General features: G+C 67.8%; 19 protein-coding genes and 1 pseudogene. 14 read left to right on the top strand and 6 right to left on the bottom strand.

The genetic code is table 11. The features are described from left to right. Window positions 1–11 precede the first annotated feature (11 nt). Entirely contained in the window at window positions 12–485 is a 474-nt protein-coding gene (locus ABOZ73_RS06925) for a MarR family winged helix-turn-helix transcriptional regulator (RefSeq protein WP_369061827.1), read from the top strand. On the opposite strand, the gene ABOZ73_RS06920 is transcribed toward ABOZ73_RS06925, so the two are convergent. Then, the gene (locus tag ABOZ73_RS06920) at window positions 482–961 is read right to left on the bottom strand and encodes a MarR family winged helix-turn-helix transcriptional regulator (RefSeq protein WP_369061825.1); all 480 of its coding nucleotides are present in this window, start codon (window positions 959–961) and stop codon (window positions 482–484) included. The two genes, ABOZ73_RS06925 and ABOZ73_RS06920, sit on opposite strands and share 4 nt — an antisense overlap. A gap of 353 nt (window positions 962–1,314) precedes the next feature. Between ABOZ73_RS06920 and ABOZ73_RS06915 the strand changes: the two genes are divergently transcribed. The 4 genes from ABOZ73_RS06915 to ABOZ73_RS06900 all read left to right on the top strand — a co-directional run bounded on the left by ABOZ73_RS06915 (window position 1,315) and on the right by ABOZ73_RS06900 (window position 5,739). Next, the gene (locus tag ABOZ73_RS06915; RefSeq protein ID WP_369061823.1) at window positions 1,315–3,537 is read left to right on the top strand and encodes a TonB-dependent receptor; all 2,223 of its coding nucleotides are present in this window, start codon (window positions 1,315–1,317) and stop codon (window positions 3,535–3,537) included. A gap of 35 nt (window positions 3,538–3,572) precedes the next feature. Continuing rightward, window positions 3,573–4,352 carry a VOC family protein gene (locus ABOZ73_RS06910; RefSeq protein ID WP_369061821.1) on the top strand — a complete coding sequence of 260 codons (780 nt, stop codon included), beginning with the start codon at window positions 3,573–3,575 and terminating at the stop codon, window positions 4,350–4,352. Window positions 4,353–4,362: 10 nt separating this feature from the next. Then, a complete protein-coding gene (locus ABOZ73_RS06905) occupies window positions 4,363–5,067 on the top strand; it encodes a VOC family protein (RefSeq protein WP_369061819.1) in 705 nt (234 codons plus the stop codon). Window positions 5,068–5,193: 126 nt separating this feature from the next. Next, window positions 5,194–5,739: a DUF3237 domain-containing protein gene (locus ABOZ73_RS06900; protein ID WP_369061817.1), complete on the top strand. Its 546-nt coding sequence runs from the start codon at window positions 5,194–5,196 to the stop codon at window positions 5,737–5,739. Here the strand turns inward: ABOZ73_RS06900 and ABOZ73_RS06895 are convergent. Beyond that, window positions 5,732–6,124: a hypothetical protein gene (locus tag ABOZ73_RS06895; protein ID WP_369061816.1), complete on the bottom strand. Its 393-nt coding sequence runs from the start codon at window positions 6,122–6,124 to the stop codon at window positions 5,732–5,734. The two genes, ABOZ73_RS06900 and ABOZ73_RS06895, sit on opposite strands and share 8 nt — an antisense overlap. Window positions 6,125–6,255: 131 nt before the next feature. On the opposite strand from ABOZ73_RS06895, the gene ABOZ73_RS06890 reads away from it, so the two are divergent. The 9 genes and pseudogenes from ABOZ73_RS06890 to ABOZ73_RS06850 all read left to right on the top strand — a co-directional run bounded on the left by ABOZ73_RS06890 (window position 6,256) and on the right by ABOZ73_RS06850 (window position 16,545). Continuing rightward, window positions 6,256–6,810, top strand: coding sequence for a molybdenum cofactor guanylyltransferase (locus ABOZ73_RS06890; RefSeq protein WP_369061814.1), 555 nt, complete (start codon window positions 6,256–6,258; stop codon window positions 6,808–6,810). A 93-nt stretch (window positions 6,811–6,903) separates the two neighbouring features. After that, window positions 6,904–7,485, top strand: a complete 582-nt coding sequence (locus ABOZ73_RS06885) for an ANTAR domain-containing response regulator (RefSeq protein WP_369061812.1) — start codon at window positions 6,904–6,906, stop codon at window positions 7,483–7,485. After that, a complete protein-coding gene (locus ABOZ73_RS06880; RefSeq protein WP_369061810.1) occupies window positions 7,478–8,413 on the top strand; it encodes an ABC transporter substrate-binding protein in 936 nt (311 codons plus the stop codon). Before ABOZ73_RS06885 ends, ABOZ73_RS06880 begins: the two co-directional genes overlap by 8 nt. Window positions 8,414–8,632: 219 nt before the next feature. Next, window positions 8,633–9,856, top strand: a complete 1,224-nt coding sequence (locus tag ABOZ73_RS06875; RefSeq protein WP_369062497.1) for a nitrate/nitrite transporter — start codon at window positions 8,633–8,635, stop codon at window positions 9,854–9,856. A 46-nt stretch (window positions 9,857–9,902) separates the two neighbouring features. Next, entirely contained in the window at window positions 9,903–12,317 is a 2,415-nt protein-coding gene (nirB, locus tag ABOZ73_RS06870) for a nitrite reductase large subunit NirB (protein WP_369062496.1), read from the top strand. Then, a complete protein-coding gene (gene nirD / locus ABOZ73_RS06865; protein WP_369061808.1) occupies window positions 12,314–12,649 on the top strand; it encodes a nitrite reductase small subunit NirD in 336 nt (111 codons plus the stop codon). The genes nirB and nirD overlap by 4 nt, the downstream gene beginning before the upstream one ends. 1 nt (window position 12,650) lies before the next feature. Further along, window positions 12,651–15,312, top strand: a pseudogene (locus ABOZ73_RS06860) (molybdopterin-dependent oxidoreductase). Continuing rightward, on the top strand, window positions 15,302–16,087 hold the full coding sequence (gene cobA / locus ABOZ73_RS06855; protein ID WP_369061807.1) for a uroporphyrinogen-III C-methyltransferase: 786 nt from the start codon (window positions 15,302–15,304) through the stop codon (window positions 16,085–16,087). The pseudogene ABOZ73_RS06860 and the gene cobA overlap by 11 nt, the downstream one beginning before the upstream one ends. Further along, on the top strand, window positions 16,084–16,545 hold the full coding sequence (locus ABOZ73_RS06850; RefSeq protein WP_369061805.1) for a nitrate reductase associated protein: 462 nt from the start codon (window positions 16,084–16,086) through the stop codon (window positions 16,543–16,545). The genes cobA and ABOZ73_RS06850 overlap by 4 nt, the downstream gene beginning before the upstream one ends. Before the next feature lie 52 nt (window positions 16,546–16,597). Here the strand turns inward: ABOZ73_RS06850 and ABOZ73_RS06845 are convergent, their stop codons facing one another. The 4 genes from ABOZ73_RS06845 to ABOZ73_RS06830 are packed head-to-tail and all read right to left on the bottom strand — an operon-like array spanning window position 16,598 to window position 22,105. Continuing rightward, window positions 16,598–18,523, bottom strand: a complete 1,926-nt coding sequence (locus ABOZ73_RS06845; RefSeq protein ID WP_369061803.1) for a TonB-dependent siderophore receptor — start codon at window positions 18,521–18,523, stop codon at window positions 16,598–16,600. Continuing rightward, a complete protein-coding gene (locus ABOZ73_RS06840; RefSeq protein WP_369061801.1) occupies window positions 18,520–20,010 on the bottom strand; it encodes a DUF3526 domain-containing protein in 1,491 nt (496 codons plus the stop codon). The genes ABOZ73_RS06845 and ABOZ73_RS06840 overlap by 4 nt, the downstream gene beginning before the upstream one ends. Continuing rightward, the gene (locus ABOZ73_RS06835) at window positions 20,007–21,401 is read right to left on the bottom strand and encodes a DUF3526 domain-containing protein (RefSeq protein ID WP_369061799.1); all 1,395 of its coding nucleotides are present in this window, start codon (window positions 21,399–21,401) and stop codon (window positions 20,007–20,009) included. The genes ABOZ73_RS06840 and ABOZ73_RS06835 overlap by 4 nt, the downstream gene beginning before the upstream one ends. Beyond that, window positions 21,398–22,105 carry an ABC transporter ATP-binding protein gene (locus ABOZ73_RS06830; RefSeq protein WP_369061797.1) on the bottom strand — a complete coding sequence of 236 codons (708 nt, stop codon included), beginning with the start codon at window positions 22,103–22,105 and terminating at the stop codon, window positions 21,398–21,400. Before ABOZ73_RS06830 ends, ABOZ73_RS06835 begins: the two co-directional genes overlap by 4 nt. Window position 22,106 lies beyond the last annotated feature (1 nt).

Here is a 22,106-nt window from a genome sequence, read left to right as displayed (position 1 = left end):
AGGCGATTGTCATGTCCCAGTCCCCATGCTTGAACGCGCCGATGAGCGACAAGCCGGCCTCTTCGAACCCCCAGCCGGGCAATCGCCTCGAAGGCTTTTTAGGCTATCAGATCCGGCGAGCCTCGGCCGCCATCCTGGCGGACCTGGCCCAGTCGCTTCAGGGTCTGGACCTGAAGATCACCGAGGCCTCGATCCTCATGCTGATCGGCGAGCGCCCCGACATCACCCAGAGCGAGCTCGGCCGCCTGCTGGGGATCAAGCGGGCCAACATGGCGCCGCTGACGGCGGACCTGACCGAGGCCGGTCTGATCGAGCGGATCGCCGCCGACGGACGCTCGCAAGGCTTACGGCTCAGCGAAGCCGGACGGGCCGTGGCGACGGAAGTCGAGGCGCGGATCATCGACCACGAGACGCGCGTGCTGCCCTGGCTGTCCGACGACGAGCGCCGCGCCCTCATCGCCACCATGATGCGCGTCTGGCGCTAGGCCTTGACCGGATCGGCCTCCTCGGCCGGCGCACACAGCGCCAGCAGGGCCTCATAGCGATCCCGTCCGAGCTGGCTGTACAGGTCGGCCAGGTGAAGGTCGTGGGCCTGCGCGACCTTTTCCATGAAGTGCTGGCCGGCGAAGGTCAGCTCCAGGACATTGGCGCGCCGGTCGGCGGGGTCCTCGGCGCGGGCCACCAGCCCCCGGTCGATCAACAGCCCCACGCGCTCGACAAGGTTGGGCTGATGCATGCCCAGGGCCTGGCTCAGTTCGGCTTGCCGGCACTTTGGATTGGCCTGGATCAGCATCAGGATTGAATAGAGCGTCGGACTGATCTTCAGCGGGTCCATGTGGAGCGCGAAGTTGCGCAGGATGTACTGCTCCAGCATGCGCAGGCGAAAGCCCAGGGCCTCGTCCAGCCCGGCCATGGCCAGGGGCCGCTGAGCGCTTGACGTCCTCACAGAGCGCAGGCTCATCGGGCCGTCTCCCGTCCGCCCTGGTGCGGCGGCGCGGCCTGCTCGCTGTTCGATCCTGTCATCGGCCTCGTCTCTGTTCCATCGCGATCGCACCGCCGCATCTGGCTTGTAACCAAATCGCCGCAGGGCGCCTTCTCTCATATGCGCCAAGGCGACGGATCGTGTGTTTGATCCTGCGCAACGCCGCTGGTGGCGGGCGGCGGGCCACCCTCCATGTTCGCGGCGAAGCTAATACATCTAGCCTATAAATAAATGGGTGACTTTTATAAAAAGATGCACCTAGACTGAGGTCATAAAAATACGCAAAGCCCTAGGGAGGGGCGCTCATGATCGGGTCAAAAGGCGCGCGAGGCATGCTTGCTGCATGCTTGGCGGTTGGGGGTTCGCACGGTCTCGCTACGCAGGCGCAAGCACAGGACGCGGCGCAGATCGAAGAGATCATCGTCACCGCGCAGAAGCGCGAACAGGGACTGGCCGAGGTGCCGATCTCCATCAGCGTGGTCAGCGGCGACGAGCTGCGGCGCCAGGGCGTCAACAGGGTCGAGGACCTGTACGCCATCGCTCCATCCCTTTCGTTCTCGCCGGGCCAGTCGTCGGCCGGCGCGGGTCTGCGCATCCGCGGCGTCGGGAGCGCCGCCTTCGGTTCGGCGACCGAGCCCAGCGTCTCCACCGTCATCGACGGCATCGTTTCGGGTCCGGGCGGCGCCGCGCTGGTCGACCTGTTCGACATCGAGCGCATCGAAGTGCTGCGCGGCCCGCAGGGCACGCTGTTCGGCAAGAACTCCTCGGCCGGCGTGGTCAACATCGTCACCCGCGGCCCTACCGATGAGGTCAGCGCCTACCTCAACGGCCGCTACGGCTCGACGCTCGGCGAAGTGCGTCTGGAGGGCGGCGTCAGCGGCCCCCTGACCGAGAGCTTCAAGGCGCGTCTATCTGGCTTCATGCTCGACCAGTCCAAGGGCCAAGTGTGGAACCCGGTGAAGGGGCGGCGCGAGAACACCCGTGATCGCTGGGGCGTTCGCCTGCGCGGCGACTACGAGGTCGGCCAGACCAACGTCCAGCTGATCGCCCAGTACGAAGAGCAGGACAACCAGTGCTGCCGCACCAGCTTCTACGGGCTGGAGCCGATCGCCTACGGTGCGCTCACCCGCACCTATCTGCTGCCGGCGCTTGCGACCTGGGGCGTGAAGCCGGGTCCCGACAACCGCATCTCGCTGGCTGACGGTCCGCTCAATGAGCAGACCCGCACCATGCAACTGACCGGCATCGTCGATCACCGCCTGGAGAGCGGGCTGACCATCCGCTCGATCACCGGTCACCGCACCTGGAAGGAGCTCGACACCATTGATGTCGACGGCCTGCCGGTGAACATCGGCAACGACCCGCGCCAGCAACGCGACCTGGCCGTCTACACCCAGGAGGTCCAGCTGATCTCCGCGCCGGGCGAGGCCTTCCAGTGGATCGTCGGCGCCTACGCCTATCACCACGTCCAGAAGGGCGACACGATCACCGCCGGCGGCCGCGGCACCATCCTGGGCCAGAGCTCGACCACGGGGATCGGCAAGACCCTCACCAACAACTACGCCATCTTCGCCGACGGCACGCTGGACCTGGGCGGCGGCTTCGAGGCCTTCGCCGGCGCTCGCGGCCTCTATGAGGATCTGAAGGTTTCCAGTTTCCGGTCGGGCAACTACTTCGCCTTCACGCCCGGCACGTTCCGCGGAATCATCAAGACCAACGACACCAACTGGCTGGGCCGCGCGGGCCTGCGCTACACCACCGAGAGCGGTCAGAACTTCTACGGATCGGTGTCGCGCGGCTACAAGGGCCGGGCCATCGACAACAACACCGGCAACGTCTTCTTCCTGCAGCCGGACCGCGCTGTTCTGAAGCCGGAAACCGTGCTGGCGTTCGAGCTGGGCGCCCGCACCAAGTGGCTGGCCAATCGCCTCACCGCCAACGCCACGATCTTCTACAGCGACTTCAGCAACTACCAGGCCTCGTCGTTCGACAACGTCACCTCGTCGCAGATCCTGCGCAACGCAGGCAAGCTGCGCAGCCAGGGCTTCGAAGCCGACGTGGCCGTCCGTCCGTGGACCGGCGGTTCGGCCTCGCTGGGCGTGGCCTATGTCGACGCCATCTTCAAGGAGTACCTGGGCGCGCCCTGCACCAGCGTGCAGACGGCGACGCGCACCTGCCCGGCGACCGGCCAGGACCTGTCGGGCAAGGATCTCAGCAACAATCCGCGCTGGCAGATCACCCTGCGTGGTCAGCAAGACTTCCGCCTCGATGACGGCGTGATCGGCTTCCTGCGCGGCGAATACAACTGGCGCGACGAGGTCATCTATGGCGGCGACCTCAATCCGGCCACCCGCCAGGCGGCCTTCGGGATCGCCAACTTCCGCGCGGGCGTGCGGTTCGCCGACGGCAAGTATGAAGTCGCCGGCTTCGTCGAGAACGCCTTCGACGAAAGCTACGCCCTGCGCATCTATGACTCGCCCGGCTTGACCGGTTCCTATTCCGCCTTCTTCGGCCCGGCGCGCACCGTCGGCGCCGAGGTGCGCGCCGAGTTCTGATCGAGGGAAATGTCATGCACAAAAGCGATCTTCGAATGACACGCAGGGACACCCTGATCGGCGCCGCCGGCGCCAGCCTGGCGCTCGGCGCGGCTGCGGCCAGCGCGGCCGAGCGGCCGATCCGCATCCGCCACTATGTGATCGCCACCCACGACATGAACTTCGTATGCGATCAGATCTACGAGGTGCTGGGCCTGCCGCCGACGCCCAAGAAGGAGGGGCCCGGCGTGACCGAGGCTTTCGGCTTCTACAGCACCATGATCCGGGTCGGCGCGACCATGCTGGAGGTCGTTCAGCCCATCAAGAACGACCACTTGCTCAGCCGCTGGTTCGACGAGAACGGCGGCGACGGCGGCTTCATGGTGGTGCTGCAGACCTACGACACGGACGCCTTGAAGGCGCGCGCGGCGGCCGAGAAACTGACCTTGACACGGGACATGATGTTCAAGGGCCAGCACATGCTGCAGTTCGACTACAAGCACTTCGCCACCCACTTCGAACTCTACAAATACACGCCGGAAGAGGATTGGTGGGGCAATCCGCGCACCGGTCCCTATGGCGAGTCCCGCGTGGCGTCGGACATCATCGGCTGCGAAGTGGCGGTCGAGGATCCGGCCGCCATCTCCGCTCAGATCGCCCGTCTGTTCCTCGGCGAGCGGACCGGGACGAAGGTGCGTCTGGATGACCGCTTCGTCGATTTCACGCCGGTGCAGGGCGGCAGGCGCGGCCTGACCACCCTGCACCTCAAGGCCCGCGACAAGCTGCGCGTGGGCGATTGGGCCCGCATCGGCGGCGTCCAGTTCAAGTTCGTCTAGGAGGGACCGGATGGATCAGGAAAAACCCCATCTCGTCCGCCACTTCGTGCTGACGAGCCCGGACATCGACGCGGTCTCGGCCAAGCTGCAGGCCTTCCTGCAGACGCCCGCCGGCCATCGCCACGACATGGGCGACGTGCTGGGCTTCCGCAACGAGATGATGATGGTCGGCGACACCATGCTGGAGCTGGTCCAGCCGACCAAGCCCGACCACCGTCTCCACCGCTGGTTCAAGGAACAGGGCGGGGAGGGCGGCTACATGATCGTCTTCCAGACCTTCGACGCGGACGCCTTCCGGGCCCGCGCCTCGGCGGAAAAGCTGCGCCTGACCCGAGACATGCTGTTCCGCGGCCAGGACATGATCCAGTTCGATCCCAAGCGCTTCGGCACGCACCTGGAGACCTATCGCTACTCGCTGCCCAACGGCTGGTGGGGTGATCCGGTCGGCCGCAAGTACGAGAAGAGCAAGCTGGCCAAGGATGTGGTCGCCGCCGACGTGGCGGTCGAGCACGACCCCGCGGAGATCGCCCAGCAGGTCGGACGGCTGTTCCAGAGCCCGGTCTCGGGAATGACGGTGCAGTTCCCCGGCAAGGTCGTCCGCTTCTCGCCCAAGCAACAGCGGCTGGGCCTGATCGGGCTCGACCTGCAGGCCGCCGACAAGGCGAACGCCGGGCGCACGGCCGACATCTGCAACGTGCGGTTCCGGCTGGTCTAGAGACGAGGGTAACCCCCCTCATACTGACGACGTCGCGCCTCGATGGGTGCGGCGTCGTTTCTTTGAGTCCTTGAAGGCCGCGACCTGTCGAGCGATCGTTAGGGTTCAAACAATCAAGAAGCGGACATGCGCCAGGATCTTTCTCGCCGCGCGTTGATCGTCACCGCAGGTGCAGCCTCGCTCACGCTGGCGGCCCAGCCCTCATCGGCGCAGCCGGCCGCGCCTTCGCTTGTTCCGGTGATGACCTTCCGTGTGGAGATCGGCGCCGGGATCGAGGTCGGCGAGGTCCCCGGCGGGCGGCGGCGCATCGTGCCGATCATCGGCGGGCGCGTGGACGGCGACCTGAAGGGGACCATCCTGCCCGGCGGCGCCGACTGGCAGACCCTTCGTCCGGACGGGATGACGGAGATCTGGGCCCGCTACACCATCCAGCCGGACGGTGGCGGGCCGGCGGTGATCGTGACTAATCCCGGTGTGCGCAAGGCGTCGGCCGAGGTCTCCGCGCGCCTGGCGGCGGGCGAGGACCTGGACCCGTCGCTGTACTATTTCCGCGCCAGCCCCGTCTTCGAGACCGGGGCGCCGGCGCTGCGTTGGTTGACGGAGTCGGTGTTCGTCTGCGCCGGCGAGCGCCACCCCGACCATGTGGCGTTGAAGATCTTCCGCGTCACCTGACAGGAGAACTGCAATCGTCCCCCCTCCTGCCTGCTTCAGCCCCCAAGGATCGACTAGAGGCGAAGCTCGCCAACCGCTTCCAGGGTTTGTCGATCCAGGCTTGCTTCAACCTATGCAGCCACGGAAAGAGGGGCTGACGATCCGCTTCCGGCTCAGCGGTCGGCAGGGTCTGATTCAATAGGGCCAGCTCTATCGCCGTCTCGCGACCCGCTTCGGTAAGCCATGCGTGCAACTCGGCTAATCCTGCCGCGACCGCCGGCCCTCTGTCCTCAGCGCGACGAACCTTGGCGATCACCCGCGCATAGGCCGTCAGCATGTCTTCCAGAGCAGCTTGCCGCGAGGCGAGCGCGACGACCTGAGCCTGATGATCCGACAAGGCAGACACGATGACGCTCCTAGAGGCATGTGATGCGAGCAGATGGCGGCCGGCGGATTGAGCAAGAGGGGCAAGGCCTTTCTTGCGCTCGCTTTCAAGCGGCGCCGAAATAGCAGGCGATGCTGCCTCAAGGAGTTCGCATGCCCGTCGCCGATAGCCTTGGCGCCCTGATTCTCAACGGAGGCGCCTCCACGCGCATGGGCGCCGACAAGGGCGCTCTGGACTGGGGCGGGGTGTCGGCGGTGCAGCGGTGCCGTGCGATCGCCGCGGCTGTCGGAGCCGATCCGATCCTGGTCGTGGGGCCGGGCGGCGAGGTGGAGGATCCGCGCCTTGGACCTGTCGGCGGCGTCCTTGCCGGCGCCGGGACCCTGAGAGGTCTTGGCCTTCGCCGCGCCCTTGTTCTGGCGGTGGATGCGCCGACCTTGAGAAGCGACGATCTTGCGCCCCTGCTGGTCGCCGATGCGCCCGGAGCGGCCTTCGAGAGTCTGCATCTGCCGATGGTGATCACCCTCGCCGCGCTGCCTGAAGAGGCGCAATCGGGTTGGCCCCTTGGCCGTCTGGCCGACGGGGCGGGCCTGAAGAGGCTCGCGCCTGCGGCCGAGGCGTACGAGCGGCTGAGAGGCGCCAATACGCCGCTCGAGCGCGAGCGTCTGCTCGAGGCGGTCGCCGCAATGAGCCGCGCCTCCAGCGTCTGACGGGGTGATCAATTCTTGGGCGCCTCGGCGGAGCGAAGGGCCTGCCTGTGATGAAGACCTGCGTTTGATGGCCCATCGCCTTATGCAGTTCTTATGCGCGTGCTCATCGTCGATCCCGATCCCGCCCGCGCCGCGCTCGTTACTGAAGGGCTTGGCGGCGTGGAGCCGCTGCAGGTGCGGCATCTGGCGCTCTTCGACGAGCAGCAGGCCGCCGAATTTGGTCCGGATGTCGTCGTCGTGGCCGCCGACAGCCCGGACCGCGACACCCTGGAGAGCCTGCGTGAAGCCAGCCACGCCAACCCGCGCCCCGTGGTGATGTTCGTCGATCGGTCCGAACCGGGGCTCGCCGAGGAAGCCGTCCGGGCCGGCGTGGCCGCCTATGTAGTCGATGGCTTGGCGCCGGCGCGCATTCGGCCGGTGCTTGAGGTGGCCATGAGCCGCTTTGCGCTCATGAGCCAGCTGCGGCTCGATCTGGAGAAGGCCAAGGCCGACCTTGCTTCGCGCAAGACCGTCGAACGCGCCAAGGCGTTGCTGATGCGAGAGCGCGGTCTGGACGAGGACGGGGCCTACAGGCTGCTGCGCAAGCTTTCCATGGACAAGGGAAGACCGCTGGGCGCCGTCGCCGCCGATCTTCTCGCCTTCGCCGACGTTCTGAAGGGGGAAGCCGATGGCTGAGCGTCTGGCCTTTGGTTTCCTGCCGCTGTTTGACGCCGCTCCCCTCATCGTCGCCAAGGGCATGGGGTTCTTTTCGGCGCGCGGGCTTCAGGTGGAGCTGCGCCGAGAAGCCTCGTGGGCCACTGTACGCGACAAGCTTGCGGTGGGAGCGTTGGACGGCGCGCACCTGCTGGCGCCGCTGGCGCTGGCGGCGCGGCTTGGCGACGGAGGCGGACCGAGCCGGCTCATCGCGCCCATCACACTGAATGATGGCGGCGCGGCGATCACGCTCTCGCGTGCTCTGGACGGACAGACGTTGCCGGAGCACGTCGCCATTCGCCGCGAGGCTGGCCTGCGGCCGCTGACCTTCGCGGTGGTCTATCCGCACGCCCTGCACAACTACCTGCTTCGCGACTGGCTGGCTGCGGCGGGCGTCGATCTTCTGACGGACGTCCGCATCACCGTCGCGCCGCCGGCCCGGATGGGCGAGCTTCTCGAGAGCGGCGCGATCGACGGCTTTTGTGCCGGCGAACCATGGAACCTGGCGGCCCAGGCTTCCGGCGTCGGTGCGGTGGCGGGCAGGGCCTCGACCCTTCAGCCGGGCGCCCTCGACAAGGTGTTCGCGTTCGCCGACACCCCGCTGCGACGTCAGCAAGACCGCATGGATGCGGTCAGCGCCGCCCTGGCGGACGCCGCAGCGTGGGCGCGCGGCGGCGCCAACCGCGAGGAACTGGCATCCCTGCTCAGCGCGCCCGAAGCCTTGGGTCCTGTCGCGGCCATCGCCGGGGCCGCCCTGGCCGACATCCAGTTCACGGTCGCCCCGCCGCCGGCCGAGGCGGTGGCCAGGCAGACGGAGCAGATGCTCCGCTGGGGTGCGTTGGCCGATCGCGAGCAGACCATCGACGCGGCCGGCCAGGTCTTCGCGCCGCTGGCTCAGCCTCAAAACTGATCAGACGCCGCCTCGGGGCGCCTGATTTTTGCCCGACTAAGCGCTCGTCGCATCCAAGGGCGGCTAGAGGGGGTGACGGCGGTCACCGAGCGCTTCGTCATGGTCTCAAGGCCCAGGACAACGGCGTTCGCGGCTCATTGTGATAGCGGCTCGATGAAGAGCCCCTTTCGCCACGGCGACGCCGCCGCTTCCGTCCATATCTGCACGGGGCCTCCCGCCATGCTGAACCGCGCGTTCCTGAAGGCCGGTCATACGCCGACCCTCCTGTCAGCCTTCCTGTATTTCGACCTGAGCTTCATGGTCTGGGTCCTGCTCGGTCCGCTCGGCGTGGCCATCGCCGAGGATTTTGACCTCACGCCTTCGCAAAAAGGCTTGATGGTCGCCTTGCCGGTCCTCGCCGGCGCCCTTCTGCGCCTGGTCGCTGGGGTGATGGTCGATCATCTCGGCCCCAAGACCACGGGGATCATCGGCCAACTCATCGTCATGGCCGGTCTTGGCCTGGCCTGGCTGCTGGGCGTCGGCGGCTATCCGCAGGTCCTGGCCCTGGGATGCGTGCTCGGCGTGGCGGGCGCCTCCTTCGCCGTGGCCCTGCCCCTGGCGTCCCGCTGGTATCCCCCCGAACATCAAGGCCTCGCGCTCGGCATCGCCGGGGCGGGCAACTCGGGGACCGCGCTGGCGGCGCTGTTTGCACCAGGTCTGGCGCAAGCCTTCGGCTGGACCAACGTCATCGGATTGGCCGTTGCGCCCCTGCTCGTCGCCTTCCTGGTGTTCGTGATCTTCGCCAAGGACCCGCCGCAGCGGCCGCAGCCCAAGGCCATCGCTCAGTATCTTGAGGTCCTGAAGATCAAGGACGCCTGGTGGCTGATGGCGCTCTACGGCGTCACCTTCGGCGGCTTCGTCGGGCTGTCGTCTTCGCTGACCATCTACTTCAACGCCGAGTACGGCTTGCCGGCGGTGACCGCAGGCTTCTTCACCGCCGCCTGCGTCTTCGCCGGCTCTTTCGCCCGGCCGGTCGGGGGAGGACTGGCGGACCGGTTCGGCGGCGTGCGTACCTTGACGATCGTCTATCTGCTGGCCGCCCTGCTGCTCGCCGCGGCCAGTTTTCATGTCGCCGATGCGCGGCTGTCGCTGGCGGTGCTCATGGCGGCCATGGTCGTCCTGGGCGCCGGCAACGGGGCCGTCTTTCAGCTGGCGCCCCAGCGCTTTGGCAAGGAGATCGGCGTCGTCACCGGGCTGGTCGGCATGACCGGGGGACTGGGCGGCTTCTACCTGGCCTCCAGCCTGGGCTGGGCGAAACAGGCGACGGGCTCTTACCAAGCCGGTCTGCTCGCCTTTTGCGTCCTCTGTCTGATCGCGCTCGTCGGCCTCACTGGGGTCAAGGGCCGGTGGAGACGCACCTGGGCGCATCTGTCCGGCCCCGCGGCCGCGCCGCTTCGCCTCTAGGAGCATCGCAGTGACCAAGCAAAAGCTCGTCGTCATCGGCAACGGCATGGCCGGTTGCCGCGCGGTTCAGGAAATCCTGAAGCGAGATCCAGATCGCTACGAGATCACCATCTTCGGGGCCGAGCCTCGGGTGAACTATGACCGCATCATGCTGTCGCCCGTGCTGGCCGGCGAGAAGCGGTTCGAGGACATCATCATCAACGACCTGGCTTGGTATCAGGACAACCACATCACCTTGCACGCCGGCCGCGCTGTGGACGCCATAGACGTAGAGGCGCGTTTGGTCAGGGCAGGGGACGTCACCGCGTCTTACGACAAGCTGATCCTCGCCACCGGATCAGATCCCGTGAGGCTGCCCCTGCCGGGGATCGACCTGGAGGGCGTGGTCGCCTTTCGCGACCTGGACGACGTGGACGCCATGGTGGCGGCCGCGGACGCCGGCGGGAAAGCGGTGGTGATCGGCGGCGGCCTTCTGGGCATCGAGGCGGCCTATGGTCTTGCGCGGCGGGGTATGGCCGCCACCGTCGTCCACCTGATGGACGTGCTCATGGAGCGCCAGCTTGATCCGTCCGCGGGCCATCTGCTGACCGAGGCGCTTTCATCGCGTGGCGTCGAGACCGTCCTTGGCGCCCAGTCCGAAGAGATCGTCGGCCGCGAGGGCCGCGTGGCGGGGCTCCGGCTCAAGGACGGCCGCACCTTGCCTTGCGAGCTTCTCGTTCTCGCGGTCGGCATCCGTCCGAACGTGGCGCTCGCCCGGGGCGCCGGTCTTGAGATCGGCCGCGGCGTGGTCGTCGACGACGCCATGCGCACCTCCGACCCGCACATCTTCGCCGTCGGCGAATGCGTCGAGCATCGCGGACAGGTCTATGGGCTCGTCGCCCCGATCTGGGAGATGTGCAAGAGCCTGGCCCTGGGCCTCACTGGCGGTCTTGGCGCCTACGAGGGCACGGTCCTTTCCACGCGCCTTAAGGTGTCCGGAGTCGAAGTCTTCTCGGCGGGCCGCTTCGCTGGCGGCGAAGGTTGCGAGGACATCGTCTTTCGGGACGCGGGGCGCGGCGTCTACAAGCGTCTGGTGATCGAGCAGGGCCGTCTGGCCGGCGCCGTGCTCTTCGGCGAGGCCGCCGACGGCGGTTGGTACTTCGACCTGATGCGCTCGGGCGCGGAGGTCGCCGATATCCGTGAAACCCTCATCTTCGGACAGGCCGCAACGGAGGGCCTTCGAGGGCTGGACCCTAGCGCCGCCGTTGCAGCCATGGCCGATGACACCGAAGTCTGCGGCTGCAACGGCGTGTGCAAGGGCGCGATCGTTCAGGCGGTGACCGAGCAGGGCCTCGATACGCTCGATGCGGTGAAGGCCGTCACCAAGGCCTCAGCCTCCTGCGGCTCCTGCACGCCCTTGGTGGAGAAGCTTCTCAAGCTCACCCTCGGTGATGGGTTCAAGGCGCAGGTGGGGCCCAAGCCGGTCTGCGGCTGCACCCACCATGGTCACGAACATCTCCGGCGCACGATCGTGGCCCTGGAGCTCAAGTCCATGCACGCGGTCTTCCAGGCGCTGGAATGGACGACGCCGGACGGCTGCGCCAGCTGCCGTCCTGCCCTGAACTACTACCTGCTGTGCGCCTGGCCCGGCGCGTACCGTGACGACAAGCAGTCGCGCTTCATCAACGAGCGGGTGCACGCCAATATCCAGAAGGACGGCACCTATTCCGTCGTCCCCCGCATGTGGGGCGGCATGACCAGCGCCGCGGAGCTTCGGGCCATCGCCGATGTGGTGGACAAGTTCGACATTCCGTCGGTGAAGGTGACCGGCGGTCAGCGCATCGACCTTCTGGGCGTCCGCAAGGACGACCTCCCGGCGGTGTGGTCGGATCTGAACGCCGCGGGCCTGGTCAGCGGCCACGCCTACGCAAAGGGCCTTCGCACCGTCAAGACCTGCGTTGGATCAGACTGGTGCCGGTTCGGCACCCAGGACTCGACGGGTCTTGGCGTGCGGCTGGAGAAGTTCATGTGGGGCTCATGGACCCCGGCCAAGCTGAAGCTGGCGGTCTCCGGCTGCCCGCGCAACTGCGCCGAGGCCACCTGCAAGGACATCGGCGTCATCTGCGTGGACAGCGGGTACGAGATCCATATCGGCGGCGCCGCCGGACTGCACATCCAAGGCACTCAACTGCTGACCAAGGTCGTGGGCGAGCGCGAAGCCTTGTGGGTGATCTGCGCGGCGACCCAGCTCTATCGCGAAGAAGGCTTCTATCTGGAGCGCATCTACAAGTGGGTGGACCGCGTGGGCCTCGACCATATCCGCCGCCATGTGGAGGACGAGGGCCTGCGCCAGGCGCTTTACGACCGCTTCGCCTATTCGCAGCGCTTCTCGCGCATCGACCCTTGGGCTGAACGCGTGGCCGGCCGCGACCCCGACGAATTCAATCCGCTCAGCCGTCGAATGGAGTTCGCCCCGGCATGACCCTCACACTCGATCCCATCGCCTGGACGGACGTGGGGGCCGTCACCGATATCCCGCTGCGCGGCGCCCGCCGCGTACCCACCGCCCAGGGCGACATCGCCATCTTCCGCACCGGAGACGGCGCCGTCTTCGCGCTGAAGGACGCTTGCCCCCACAAGGGTGGTCCCTTGAGCCAGGGCATGGTCCACGGCCGGGCGGTCGCCTGCCCGCTGCACGGATGGAACATCGACCTGGCGACCGGCGAGCCCATGGGCGCGGACCATGGCAAAGGCTGCACGCCGACAATTCCGCTCCGCGTCGAGCAAGGCCGTCTGTTGCTGGGACGCGCCTGACATGAGCGGGGAAGGGGGCCTGGTGCGGACGACCTGCCCTTACTGCGGCGTCGGCTGTGGCTTGGCGGTCGCGCCCGAGGGGCGCGTTCTGAAGGCGGCGGGCGATAGGGCCCATCCGGCCAACTTGGGGCGTCTGTGCTCGAAAGGCGGCGCCCTGGGCTCGACGGTCGGCCTGGAGGGCCGGCTGCTACATCCGACGATCGGTGGGCGGCGCGCCGCGTGGAAGGAGGCTGCGGGCCTAATCGGTCGCCGCTTTCGCGAGACCATCGAGCGCCATGGGCCGGACGCCGTGGGCTTCTACGTCTCAGGTCAGCTCCTCACTGAAGACTATTACGCGGCCAACAAGCTGATGAAGGGCTTCATCGGCTCGGGGAACATCGACACCAACTCGCGCCTCTGCATGGCCTCGGCCGTGGTCGCACACAAGCTGGCCTTCGGGGCCGACCTGGTGCCGGGCTGCTACGAGGACCTTGAGCTGGCCGATCTCGTGGTGTTCAGCGGCCACAACGCCGCCTGGACGCATCCCGTGCTCTACAGGCGCATGGAGGCGGCCAAGGCTCGCGGGCAGCAGCACGTGGTCATCGATCCGCGACGGACCGACACCGCCGAGATGGCGGACCTCCACCTCGCGCTTCGGCCGCAGACGGACGTGCGTCTCTGGAACGGCCTTCTGGCTGACCTGATCCGGCGCGGCGCCATCGACCGCACGTTCATCACCGACCACGTCAACGGCCTGGCTGAGGTCGAACAGGCCTTGGCGCAAGACGATCAGTCGATAGGGGCGGTGGCCTCCGACTGCGGCCTGGCGCCCCGCGATCTGGAAGGCTTCTACACCGTCTTCGCCCGAACGCCCCGGACCGTCAGCCTGTTCTCCATGGGCGCCAATCAGTCCGCGCAGGGCGTCGCCAAGGGCCTCGCCATCCTGAACGTCCATCTGGCCACCGGGCGCATCGGCAAGCCAGGCGCCTGTCCGTTTTCGATCACCGGTCAGCCCAACGCCATGGGAGGACGCGAGACGGGCGGCATGGCCACGACCCTGGCCGCCCATATGGATTTCGACGAGGCGGCCCGTGAGCGGGTGGGGCGCTTCTGGGGCGCGCCTGGAATGGCCAAGGCGCCGGGCCTCAAGGCGATCGACATGTTCGAGGCGGCGGCGGACGGCCGTATCAAGGCCCTATGGATCATGGCCACCAACCCGGCGGTCAGCCTGCCCGACGCCGAGCGGGTGCGCCGGGCCCTGGAGGCGTGTCCGTTCGTGGTCGTATCCGATGTGATGGCCGACACCGACACCATGGGCTTCGCAGATGTGGCCCTGCCTGCTTTGGCCTGGGGTGAAAAGGACGGCACGGTCACCAATTCGGAGCGCCGCGTCTCCCGTCAGCGCCCGCTGTTCCCGGCGCCGGGCGAAGCCAAGGCCGATTGGCGGATCATCGCCGAGGTCGCCCAGGCCATGGGCTTCACGGACGGATTCAACTGGCGCTCCTGCGCCCAGGTCTTCCGCGAATGGGCGCGTCTTACAGCCTATGAGAACCACGGGCGGACCTTGAACCTGGGGCCGTTGGCCGGATTAACGCCCGAGGCCTACGAGGGGCTCGAGCCTGTCCAGTGGCCGGTGACGGCGGGAGGCGGCACGGCGCGAACTCTTCACCGACGGGCGCTTTGAGACGCCTGATGGGCGCGCCCGAATGAACCCGGTGCGACCCAAGAGCCCCGCTCGCGAGGTCTGCGAGATCTATCCCTTGGCGCTCAACACGGGGCGCGTCCGCGATCATTGGCATACCCTGACCCGCACGGGTCTGGCGCCCGAGCTCTGCCGCCACGAGCCGGAGCCGTGTATCGAGCTGCACCCCGACGACGCCAGGGCTTGGGGCGTGCTCGACGGACAGCTGACCCGTGTCCAGACGCGTGGGGGCGAAGCGGTCGTTCTGGCCCGTCTGACCGATCGTCAAACCGTCGGATCGGCCTTCATGCCCATGCACTGGACAAGCGCCTACGCCGCGTCGGGCCGGGTCAATCCGCTGGTGGAGGGCGTGGTCGATCCTCGATCCGGCCAACCCGAATTCAAGCACACCCCGTGCCGGGTGCGGCCCTATCGCGAGACCTGGCGCGGTTTCTTCATCGCCCGCGAACCGCGGATGGCGCAAGGCGATCTGATCTGGCGCCGGATCACCCAGGAGGCCTGTCATCTCCATGAGTTCGCCGGCCGAGGCGACGAGCGGGAACGCGAGGCCCTTCGCCGAAAGCTGGTCGAGGGCGCGGGCGGCGACGTGCTGCGTGTCGAGGATGCGGCCGCCGGCAGCCTTCGCGAGGCCTACCTGATCAACGGACGGCTGGATCGCGTGGTCTTCATGACCGCGGGCGGGCGCCTCCCGCCTCGCGACTGGCTGGCGCAGCTCTTCGCCAAGCCGCAGCTTGATGGGGCGGACCGCCTCAACCTTCTGATCGGCCGCGCGGCCGGCCAACCCCTCTCCTGCGCGCCCATCGTCTGCGCCTGTCGCGGGGTGCGGGCCGACAGGATCGCCGCGGCCGCTAGGGATGGAGCTCGCGATGTCAATGCGGTCGCCGACGCGACCGGCGCGGGCTCGGCCTGCGGCTCCTGCCGTCCTCAGATCGCTCGCATTCTCAAGGAAAGCCTCGTCATGGAGACGCAAGATGCCTCTTGAACAGGGCCATGGCCGGGTGAGCCTGGTCGGCGCGGGGCCCGGCGCCGTTGATCTGCTGACCGTTCGCGCCCTGCGCTGCATCGAAGGGGCGCAGGCGCTGCTCTACGACGCCTTGGTCAGCGATGAGATCATCCGCTGCGCTCCCGCCGCCTGTCTGAAGATCCAGACGGGCAAGCGGGCAGGGCGGGCCAGCATGAAGCAGGAGACCATCAATCGCCTGATGTTGCGTCTCGCGCGGCGCGGACTGAAGGTGGTCCGCCTCAAGGGCGGCGATCCTTCCGTCTTCGGTCGCGTGGGGGAAGAGGCGGCCTTTCTGCGCAATCACAGCGTCGCGTTTGAGATCGTCCCTGGGATCACCGCCGTCTGCGCCGCCGCCGCCCAGTTCGACCTGCCCCTGACGCACCGCGCCGAGGCGCGGCGGCTGGTGATCGCCACGGCGACGACGGCCGATGGGCGGCTCACCGAAGAGGGTTGGGCCAGCGCCTCTGATCGTCAGGCGACTTTGGCCCTGTACATGGGGCGCTCGAAGCTCGGCGAAGCCTCCCAAAGGCTGATCGCCGCCGGACGGCCGGCCGGCACTCCCGTGCTGGCCGTCCAGAACGCGGGCCGAAGCGACGCCCGCACGGTCAGCGGCACGCTGGCCGATCTGCCCGGCCGCCTAGCCGCCGCGAAGCTCGACGGGCCGGTCGTGGTGATCGTCGGCGAGGTGGCGGCGCGTTCCTCGGCCTGGGGACAGGCCCGCGCGATGAACCTCAGCAAGGAGGCGCGCCTATGAGCGACGAGCAGCTATTTGCGTTCGAAAGCGACTTCGTGGCGAGCCTTCGATGCATCCCGATGGCCGTGCGGATGAAGCTTGATCGCGTCGCCATCAAGCTGACCCTCCGGCAATGGAGCCGTTTCACGCTTGAGGATCGGCAGCGCCTTGTGGAGACGCCCTGCCGCACGCGCGAGGACGTGGGCGACTATCGCCGCCTGCTCGTGGAGCTTGTGGCGGCGCGGGCAGGCGAGGTCGCGGGCGCGCTGGCCGACCCGCCGGCGCCTGTGTGGGAGCGGTCAGATCAGGTGCCGGAGATCGTCGCGATCCACGCCAGGGCGATCAAGACGCCGCCGCCGAACCGCGCCCAATGGTCGAGCCTGACCGAACTGCAGAGGTTCGCGCTGCTGAAGCTGACGCGGGACAATCATGACAATGTCAACTTTGTCCCGGCCATGCGAGAGTTTGGGATCATTTAGGATTGAGCTTGGCCTTGGACCGCCTCGCCGTGCGACGGGGGCGCTCGTCCATTCAGAAGTCCACCGCCAGGGTCGCGGTCACCCGTCGACGATCCTGCAGGCCATAGCTGTTGCTGCCGGCGACGCTCCAGACATAGGCGTCCGTGAGGTTCGCGATCTGCACCCGCAGCATGGCCGGATTGTCGGCCACCTTGAAACGATACCGAGCGCCCAGATCGACAAGCGTATAGCCCTCAAGGAAGACGGCGTTGTCACGCGAAGCCGCGCGCTCGCCGTAGTTGGCTATGGCGAGATCGACGGCGAAGCCGGGCCAGATCGGCGGGCGGTATTCCAGGTTGACGCGCAGTATGCGCTCAGGCTGTCCCAGCGGAATCTTCCCGACCCTCCCCTGCTCGACCGCCTCGCCGGTGACGCGGGGCTGCATGAGCACGGCGCCGGCCACGACGCTCAGGTCCTTCGTCGGACTGCCCGTCAGGCTGAACTCGGCGCCGCGATGGCGTACATCGCCAAGCACCACAAATGCGTTGGTCTCGTCGGTGTTGAAGTAGGGCTTGCGCACGTCGAACACGCCAGCCACCAGCTTGAGCTTGGCGCTGACAGTCCAACGAACGCCGGCGTCGAGTTGCCGGGTCCGGATAGCCGGAAGCGCCTCGTTGCGGTTGGCGGCGTTGTTGGGCGCAAGGCCGCTTTCCTCCAGCCCGCGCGTATAGCCGGCGTAAAGCGCCACCTTTTGGTTGAGATGGGCCGCCGCCGCCGCGTTCAATAGCCACGGCTGGTCGGCGGCCGTGGTGGGGCCCGATCCGGGGACAAGGATCGTCTTCTCATAATCGGCGCGCTGAACCCCGAGGCTGGCCTCCCCAACGCCCTTCCACCGGCCTTCGTAGGCTAGGCCCGCCGTCGTCTGGCGCACGCGGTCGTGGGTGCGCTGACCAAAGCTGAAGGATGCCGGCCGGGCCAGCGGGGCGTAGACGCCCACGCGCACGTTCGCCTCGTCGATGGGGGCGGCCGCGCCGCCGTAGTCGCTGTCGAGGCTGCGGGCGCGCAGCGTCGCATGCAAGGTGTGCAGCCGGTCCCCTTCGGTGAAGCTGCGGCTGAGGCGAAGCTCGCCGCTCGTGGAGGCGTAGCGTTGTCCGGGGTCGGCGATGACCCGTTCAGTCCCGACACCGTCGCGATCCACGTCGAGAAAGAGCTGTGCGAAGTTCTGCTCGTTCTCGAAGGTGGATCGAAGAACTCCCGCGACCAATGACCAGTCCTCGCCGATCCGCGCCTTGCCGATCACGCCTGCATTGACGCTACGACTGTCCTTGGCCGCCCAGGGCTGGCCAAAGTAGCGGCGCCTGGGAACCTCGCGCGGCGCATAAGCGCCGGCGGTCAGGATCGTGGGCGCCACTTCCTCGTCCTTGCCGATGGTGGTCGACCAGAAGGGAATGACCTCCACGCTGTCGTTGGGACGCCAGCGCGGGATGACCGCCAGCCGCACATAGTGCGCGTCAGAACCGTCGTAATATTCCTCATGCGCGTAAGAGGCGCCCGCCGCCACGCCGAGCCGACGGCCATCGATCGGCAACTGGGCGTCCACCTCCAGGGTCGGCGCGCCATAGGCCATGGACCCCGCCACGACGCTGACCATCGGCGTGTCGCCCACATCGCGAAGGCGATAGTCGACGATGCCGGTCGGCGCGGGGAAGAGATAGCCCTGGGCGCTCAGGCCGACGCGAACGGTCGAACCGGAGACGAGGCGATTGGCGATATAGCCTTGCCGGTCGAGATAGACGCCTTCGATGCGCACATTGCCGGCGGTGACGGGGGAGAAGCCCCGGACCTGGCTTGGCCCATAGAGCCCGATCGTCTCATTGCCGATCGAGGTGCCGAACGCGTCTTCGGCGGCGGTCACCGCGTTGTCGGTCGATCGTTGCGCCATGGCCGGACCGGCCAGGGCCAAGGCCGACGCGGCGCCCAGAAGCACGCGGCTCTTCATTGGACGACCCTCCAGATCCGGGCTCGACGTGCAGCAAGCATCGCGATCAGCGCGCCGACCACGGCCAGCCAAGAGGCCAGGGTGAGCGCACGAACGACCGGGGTTTGCCCCTTGGGTTCGACGAAGACGAACGCGGGGAGATTTGGGGGCGTCTCGAGGTTCAGGATGCCGCGGGTTGATCGCTCGACAGGGCGAACAGGAATGAGCATCTCGGCGTGAACAAGCGGATAGACCGCGGCCCGCAAGGTCTGCTGATAGGCGCGGGCCTGATCTTCGAACGCGCGCTGGCGGGCGGCGTCCGTACCCGCCAGGCGTGCGAAGGCGTTCTCGACGCCGACCGAAGGCAAAACCCAGCTGGCCGTATCGGCGGCGCGATACTGGCGGTCACGATGGTCTTGCGCCGCCGTTCGCAGAGCTGACAGACGCTGTTCGATCTCGGGGACCAGGAAGCTGAGACGTGTCGCGTGGTCCAGGGCCGACAGCGGCCGAGCCAGGCTGGCGAGTTGGGGGCGGCTGTTGATGGCCGACTCTATGATCGCGTCGCGTTCATCCTGCACGGCGTCCGTGGTGCGGCGTTGGGCGTCGACATAGAGCACTGGCGAAGGCGGCGGATCGATGATCGACAGCACCGCCCCAAGGGCGATGGGCGCACCGATGGTCAAGATCGCCCACACCGCGGCGAGGGTGCTCAGCGCCGCGCCCGCGCCGGGCTGGCGCGCCAGGACGAAATAGGCGACCGCCCCCCAGAAGAGCAGATAGGCGGCCAAGAGGACGGCCGCTGCGGCGACAGAGGCCGCGGCCGTTCCCGGGGCTCCAGCCCCCGCCATGGCGGCGACGAGGCCGATGGTCGCCACGGGAACGACCCAGGCGAGGATCGCCAGGACGCGGGCCCCGACCCAGGCCGGCGCGGCGACCGACTGCGACGCGACCAGACGCAGCATGCCGCGGTCGCGCTCGACCGTGCAAAGCAGGCAAAGGAGCAGAAGCAGCGCGGCCGGCCCCAGGAACACCGCGGCGAACGCCAGATCAAACCGGCCCAACGCCAGGCCGCGAGGGTTTTGAAAGTCATAGGTGTCGAGAAAGCCGAACGGGGTGTTGAGCTTTATCTCCAGGCGGCTGGGCGCAAGATCGCTGACTCCGCTGGCCAGAGCCGAGGCCGGGGCATGCGGCTTGGCGGCCAGCTGCTTGACGAAATACTCGCTGTATCCGGCGATGTTGGTGGGATCTTGCCAATAGGCGACCTGGCCCTTGCCGGGCGAGACGGGTGCATGAAACGCCTTGGCCAGGTCGCGGGTCTGGGCGTCATAGGCGGCGCTGGAGGCGACCGCGCGCGCGATCGCCTGGCTTTGCTCGCGATGAAGCCACGCGGTGTTCTGAGCGCCCCAGACGAAGCTGACGAGCAGCGCCAGGAGGATCGTCCAAAGCAAAGGCGAGCGGCCGGCCTGACGCCATTCCCATACGAAGAGATCGACAAAGCGCGGGGTCATGGCTTGAGCTTCCGGGCGGTGAGGCGCAGGGCGAAGATGGCGGCCAAAAGCCAGGCGAAGAGTGCCGCCAGAGCTGGCCAGGCCGTGCCCGCGGCCCGGTCAAGGCGCGGGGCGCTATAGGCGAATGGCGGGATCGACGACCACAGGGTCTCGTCATTGAGATGACGCTCGGTCCCCTGGGCGCGGTGGGCCATGCCATCGGCGTTCATGGCGTTGACCAGATCGCGCCGATAACGCTCGGCCTGGTCGATGAAGTGGCGATGATGGGAGAAGTCGCTGCCGACGGCGGCGGCGGAAAGAACCTGGGCGCCCGCCGCCGGCGACCCGGCGCTCAAGGCGGAGAACAACCGATCCTGGTCGGCGACCTTCGCATAGAAACCGCCCAGGACGCGATCGAAGACCTGATGGCTATGACGTTCCATCAGGTCGAGTTCGGCCATGCGGGCGTTGGGAATGTCCTCGTAGCGCTTGACCCCATAGCGAGCCATCAGGGCGATGCGGTTTCGGGCGTTCTGCTCATCCGACCAGAAGGCCGGCGCATCACGGGCGATCTGCTGCTTGACCGACTGGCTCGAGGGCAGGGGACGCCAGGCCTCGACCGCGCCGTCGATCAGGCGGGGGGCGGCCAGGGCGAAGGCGATCCACGCGCCGAACAGCGCCGCCAGCGCCAAGCGGGCGTTGGCCGCGCGAAGACAGATCGTCACCGCGCAGACAGCCGCCACGGCGAGATAGGCCGCCATGGCCGCCGACCAGGCGAGGAGGCGCGCGGCGATATCCAGATCAAGCCGGCCCTGAACGATGGCCCAGGCTCCTGCGGCGAGCGCCGCGGGGGCGACGAGGGTCAGGCTCGCGGCGATCCACGTCGCGGTCGCCCGAGCCGCAACCAGCCGCGCCGGGTGAATGGCCGCGCCTAGCGCCAGTCGCAAACCGCCGCGCTCACGGTCCTGGGCGACGAGGGTGAAGCCCAACAGGAAGACGACAAGGGGCGCGAAGCTGGTCAGCAGACCGGCGGGACTGGCGAAGGCGGCGCGCTGCAGCAGCGAGGCGTTCTGCTGCGGCCGATTGAGCATGTCGTTCTGGTGGTGGGCTTCCAGCCACACGCTCTGACCCACGAAAGGCTCAGCGCCCGGATCGAGGGGCGCCAGGACGGGCGATGGCTTGAAGGCGAAGATGCTGTAGTGGGCGGCGCTGTGCGGATCCTTCTCGCCCTGGCCTACCCAGCGGGCGCGCTCGGCGGCGGCCACCTGCGCCTTGGCGCGGTCGGACTGGAAGTTGGACGAGGCGTGTGCGGTGAACGCCACGAGGATGAGAACCCCCAGGGCGATGAGCGAGCCGAACGCGCGGGGATCGCGGCGGAGCACCGCAAGCTCAAGCGTGATCAGACCGGTCATGCCGCCAGGCGCTCCAGATAGAGCCGCTCCAGCTCCACGGGGCCAAGGGCGGCGGCGTCACGCTCCTCCATCAGCCGACCGGCGCGCAAAATGCCCAGCCGATGGGCCACGTCCTTGACCCGGAAAAGGTCATGAGTGGCCATCAGGACCGCAAGCCCGCGCTGCGACGACGAGCGGATAAGCACGGAAAGGTCGCTTGCGGCGCTCGCGTCGAGACCCGAGGTCGGCTCGTCCAGAAGCAGGACCTTGGCGTTCTTGGCCAAGGCGATGGCCACCCCAACCTTCTGACGCATCCCCTTGGAGAAGCCGTCGGCGCGGCGCCCGTGGGCTTCGGCTTGAAGGCCGGCCTCATCGAGCAGGCTCCGAGCGGTCGCGGCATCGAGCTTACGGCCGGCCAGCAGAGCGAAGTAACGCAGGTTCTCCACCGCGCTCAGATTGGGCTGAAGCATGACTGTCTCAGGCAGGTAGGCGACCGCGCGCCGCGCGGTCAGCGCGTCGCGCACCGCATCGACGCCATCGATCTCGATGGAGCCGCTGTCCGGCTTCAAGAACCCAAGGATCATGTTGAGCGTGGTGGTCTTGCCTGCGCCGTTAGGGCCGAGCAGGGCGTAGACCTCGCCAGGCTGCAACGTCAGATTCAGACCATCGACGGCCTTGGCGCCGTCGAAGCTGAGCGAAAAATTCTTGAGCGCCAGGGCGGACATG

Origin of the sequence: Caulobacter sp. 73W (assembly GCF_041021955.1) — a bacterium.
Taxonomy (GTDB): Bacteria; Pseudomonadota; Alphaproteobacteria; order Caulobacterales; family Caulobacteraceae; genus Caulobacter.
Note: the sequence above shows the minus strand (reverse complement) of the source record. Positions and strands in the feature narration are given on the sequence as shown.

Excerpts from the sequence above, each read along its gene's own strand:
- ABOZ73_RS06925 (WP_369061827.1), top strand. The coding sequence starts at position 12 with ATGTCCCAGTCCCCATGCTTGAACGCGCCGATGAGCGACAAGCCGGCC.
- ABOZ73_RS06845 (WP_369061803.1), bottom strand. The coding sequence starts at position 18,523 with ATGAAGAGCCGCGTGCTTCTGGGCGCCGCGTCGGCCTTGGCCCTGGCC.
- ABOZ73_RS06915 (WP_369061823.1), top strand. The coding sequence starts at position 1,315 with ATGCTTGCTGCATGCTTGGCGGTTGGGGGTTCGCACGGTCTCGCTACG.
- cobA (WP_369061807.1), top strand. The coding sequence starts at position 15,302 with ATGCCTCTTGAACAGGGCCATGGCCGGGTGAGCCTGGTCGGCGCGGGG.
- ABOZ73_RS06900 (WP_369061817.1), top strand. The coding sequence starts at position 5,194 with ATGCGCCAGGATCTTTCTCGCCGCGCGTTGATCGTCACCGCAGGTGCA.
- ABOZ73_RS06880 (WP_369061810.1), top strand. The coding sequence starts at position 7,478 with ATGGCTGAGCGTCTGGCCTTTGGTTTCCTGCCGCTGTTTGACGCCGCT.
- ABOZ73_RS06850 (WP_369061805.1), top strand. The coding sequence starts at position 16,084 with ATGAGCGACGAGCAGCTATTTGCGTTCGAAAGCGACTTCGTGGCGAGC.
- ABOZ73_RS06890 (WP_369061814.1), top strand. The coding sequence starts at position 6,256 with ATGCCCGTCGCCGATAGCCTTGGCGCCCTGATTCTCAACGGAGGCGCC.
- ABOZ73_RS06875 (WP_369062497.1), top strand. The coding sequence starts at position 8,633 with ATGCTGAACCGCGCGTTCCTGAAGGCCGGTCATACGCCGACCCTCCTG.
- ABOZ73_RS06835 (WP_369061799.1), bottom strand. The coding sequence starts at position 21,401 with ATGACCGGTCTGATCACGCTTGAGCTTGCGGTGCTCCGCCGCGATCCC.
- nirB (WP_369062496.1), top strand. The coding sequence starts at position 9,903 with ATGGCCGGTTGCCGCGCGGTTCAGGAAATCCTGAAGCGAGATCCAGAT.
- ABOZ73_RS06910 (WP_369061821.1), top strand. The coding sequence starts at position 3,573 with ATGACACGCAGGGACACCCTGATCGGCGCCGCCGGCGCCAGCCTGGCG.
- ABOZ73_RS06885 (WP_369061812.1), top strand. The coding sequence starts at position 6,904 with ATGCGCGTGCTCATCGTCGATCCCGATCCCGCCCGCGCCGCGCTCGTT.
- nirD (WP_369061808.1), top strand. The coding sequence starts at position 12,314 with ATGACCCTCACACTCGATCCCATCGCCTGGACGGACGTGGGGGCCGTC.
- ABOZ73_RS06840 (WP_369061801.1), bottom strand. The coding sequence starts at position 20,010 with ATGACCCCGCGCTTTGTCGATCTCTTCGTATGGGAATGGCGTCAGGCC.
- ABOZ73_RS06830 (WP_369061797.1), bottom strand. The coding sequence starts at position 22,105 with ATGTCCGCCCTGGCGCTCAAGAATTTTTCGCTCAGCTTCGACGGCGCC.
- ABOZ73_RS06905 (WP_369061819.1), top strand. The coding sequence starts at position 4,363 with ATGGATCAGGAAAAACCCCATCTCGTCCGCCACTTCGTGCTGACGAGC.
- ABOZ73_RS06920 (WP_369061825.1), bottom strand. The coding sequence starts at position 961 with ATGAGCCTGCGCTCTGTGAGGACGTCAAGCGCTCAGCGGCCCCTGGCC.